This is a genomic window from Saccharomonospora iraqiensis subsp. iraqiensis, assembly GCF_000430445.1.
Taxonomy (GTDB): domain Bacteria; phylum Actinomycetota; class Actinomycetes; order Mycobacteriales; family Pseudonocardiaceae; genus Saccharomonospora; species Saccharomonospora iraqiensis.
The window spans coordinates 16,998-19,588 of the sequence record NZ_KE387111.1 but is presented as its reverse complement, the minus strand read 5'-3'; the positions used below and the strand labels follow the sequence as shown (position 1 = coordinate 19,588).

3 protein-coding genes are annotated in these 2,591 nt (G+C 72.3%); 2 read left to right on the top strand and 1 reads right to left on the bottom strand.

Annotated elements, in window-relative coordinates:
* A partial coding sequence (locus ACTIR_RS23870) for a FadR/GntR family transcriptional regulator (RefSeq protein WP_034240557.1) occupies positions 1-361 on the bottom strand: 361 nt, incomplete at its 3' end.
* Positions 362-459: 98 nt separating this feature from the next.
* Here ACTIR_RS23870 and ACTIR_RS0116510 point away from each other — a divergent pair.
* Entirely contained in the window at positions 460-1,008 is a 549-nt protein-coding gene (locus tag ACTIR_RS0116510; protein ID WP_026455115.1) for a gluconokinase, read from the top strand.
* 60 nt (positions 1,009-1,068) lie between these two features.
* Positions 1,069-2,448, top strand: coding sequence for a GntP family permease (locus ACTIR_RS0116505; RefSeq protein WP_026455114.1), 1,380 nt, complete (start codon positions 1,069-1,071; stop codon positions 2,446-2,448).
* The last annotated feature ends 143 nt before the right edge of the window (positions 2,449-2,591 follow it).

Here is a 2,591-nt window from a genome sequence, read left to right as displayed (position 1 = left end):
CGCTGCGGGCGGCGGCGCCCGCGGCCAGCGGTTCGACCGCGATCCGCAGTTCCGTCAGGGTCCGCAGCTGGGCGTCCCGCCCCGGCCCCGCGAGCCGCCACCAGATGACCCGCGGGTCGAAGACGTTCCAGTTCTCCACCGGCTGGACCGTGATGCCGACGCGCCGGCGCGAGCGGACCAGCCCCATCGACTCCAGGATGCGCATCGTCTCCCGGGCCACCGTCCGGGAGACGCCGAACCGGTCCCGGATGGAGTCCAGGGTCAGCACGTGGTCACAGGGCAGGTCCCCGCTCGTGATCTCGGCGCCGATGGTGTCCAGCACGGTGTCGTGCAGAACCCCGGCACCCGGCTGCGTGCTCACGCCCCGAGCCTATCGACGCCCCCGCGTCTTCCTCCGGTCGACTCAATGGTGTTATCTTTCGCCGCATTAGGTACTACCTTTCAGTGAGGAGCGAGGCCATGGCTGCCACGTGCCTGGTGGTGATGGGGGTCTCCGGCGCCGGGAAGAGCACGGTCGCCGCCGCACTCGCACACCGGCTCGGCTGGATCATGGCCGAGGCGGACGAGTTCCACCCGGCGGCCAACGTCGAACGGATGACCGCCGGGATCCCGCTCACCGACGCCGACCGGGGGCCGTGGCTACGGGCCCTGCGGGACTGGATCACCGGACGGGCCGACGGGGGCACCGACACCGTCGTCGCCTGTTCGGCCCTGAAACGGTCCTACCGCGACATCCTGCGGGAGTCGTCGGCCCGGGTGCGGTTCGTCCATCTGCGGGGTGAGCCGGACCTGATTGTCCGCAGGCTGTCCGGTCGTTCCGGCCACTTCATGCCGTCCTCACTCCTGGACTCGCAGTTCCACGACCTGGAGGACCTCGCCCCGGACGAGGACGGCATCCGTGTCGACCTCGGACTCGGCCCCGACGAGATCGCCGACACGGCCCTGTCCCGGCTCGGCCTCTCCCCCGGCTCCGGCTCGACCGGGCCCGGGACGCCGCCCCCCGGATAGGGGCGGGGTCCGCACCCGCGAGTCCGTCCCCACCGACCGCGAGAAGCAACGGAGCTTTCGATGAACACCGACGAGTGGACCCAGACCCTCGGCGCCGGACCGCTGCTCGGCATCGCGGCGGGCGCGGTTGCCGTCCTGCTGCTGCTCATCATCCGCTTCCGCGTCCACGCCTTCCTGGCGCTGGTCGTGGTCAGCATCGGCACCGCGTTCGCCGCGGGCATCCCGGCGGGGCAGGTGATGGACACCCTCACCGAGGGGTTCGGATCCACCCTCGCCAGTGTGGCCCTGCTGGTGGGCCTCGGCGCCATGCTCGGCAGGCTCGTCGAGGTCAGCGGCGGCGCCCAGGCACTCACCGACGCGATGATCCGCCGGTTCGGCGAACGCCGGGCGCCCCTCGCGCTCGGTGTCGCGTCCCTGCTGTTCGGCTTCCCGATCTTCTTCGACGCCGGGCTCGTGGTGATGCTGCCGATCGTGTTCTCCGTCGCCCGCAGGCTCGGCGGCGGTGTCCTGCGTTACGGCCTGCCCGCCGCGGGCGCGTTCTCGGTGATGCACGTCTACGTGCCGCCGCACCCCGGCCCGGTCGCCGCCAGCGGCCTGCTGGGCGCCGACGTCGGGCTCGTGCTGGCACTGGGCCTGCTGCTGGCCGTGCCGACCTGGTACCTGACCAGCTACCTCTACGGCCTGTGGGTGGGCAACCGCATCGTCCTGCCGGTGCCCGACATCCTCGGCGGCGAGCCCGAGCACGACGAGAACCCGCCGAAGGCGGGCACGGTGATCGGCCTGCTGCTGCTCCCGGTCCTGCTGATCTTCGCGAACACCGGGCTGAGCACGGCCGGTGAGGTCGGCTGGGTCGACGGTGACGCCGGCTGGTACGACGTGGTCCTCACGCTCGGCTCCACCCCGATCGCCCTGCTGATCACGGTGTTCGTCGCCATGTACGTGCTCGGCACCCGGCGGGGACGCGGCAAGGACACCGTGGAGAAGCTGCTCGACTCCGCGCTCGGCCCGGTCGCCGCGATCATCCTGATCACCGGGGCGGGCGGCATGTTCGGCGGTGTGCTGGAGGCCAGCGGCATCGGCGACGCCGTCTCCGGGGCGATGTCCGACATCGGCCTCCCCGCGGTCGTGGCCGGCTACCTGATCGCCACGACCCTGCGGGTCGCCCAGGGGTCGGCCACCGTCGCGCTCACCACCGCGGCCGGGCTCATGCAGCCGATCGTCGCGGGCGGGGCGTTCAACGGGGTCGAACTGGCCGCGCTCGTGCTGGCCCTGGCCGCGGGGTCGGTCACGGCGGGCCACGTCAACGACTCGGGCTTCTGGCTCGTCGGCCGGTTCTTCCAGATGGACGTGAAGACCACGCTCAAGACCTGGACCGTCATGCAGACCACGATCGGCCTGGTCGGCTTCGGCCTGGCCTCGCTGGTGTACGCGATCGCGTGACCCGGGGCGTCCGCGCCCGGAGGAGGGAGACCCGTGTCGACGACGTCGTTCGACCTGACCGGACGGGTCGCGCTGGTCACCGGCGCGAGCCGGGGCATCGGCCGTGCCCTGGCGGACGGACCGGCCGGGGCGCCACGGTGGTG

Bases quoted from the DNA above. Each gene is read 5' to 3' on its own strand.
- ACTIR_RS0116510 (WP_026455115.1), top strand. From the start codon at position 460: ATGGCTGCCACGTGCCTGGTGGTGATGGGGGTCTCCGGCGCCGGGAAG.
- ACTIR_RS0116505 (WP_026455114.1), top strand. From the start codon at position 1,069: ATGAACACCGACGAGTGGACCCAGACCCTCGGCGCCGGACCGCTGCTC.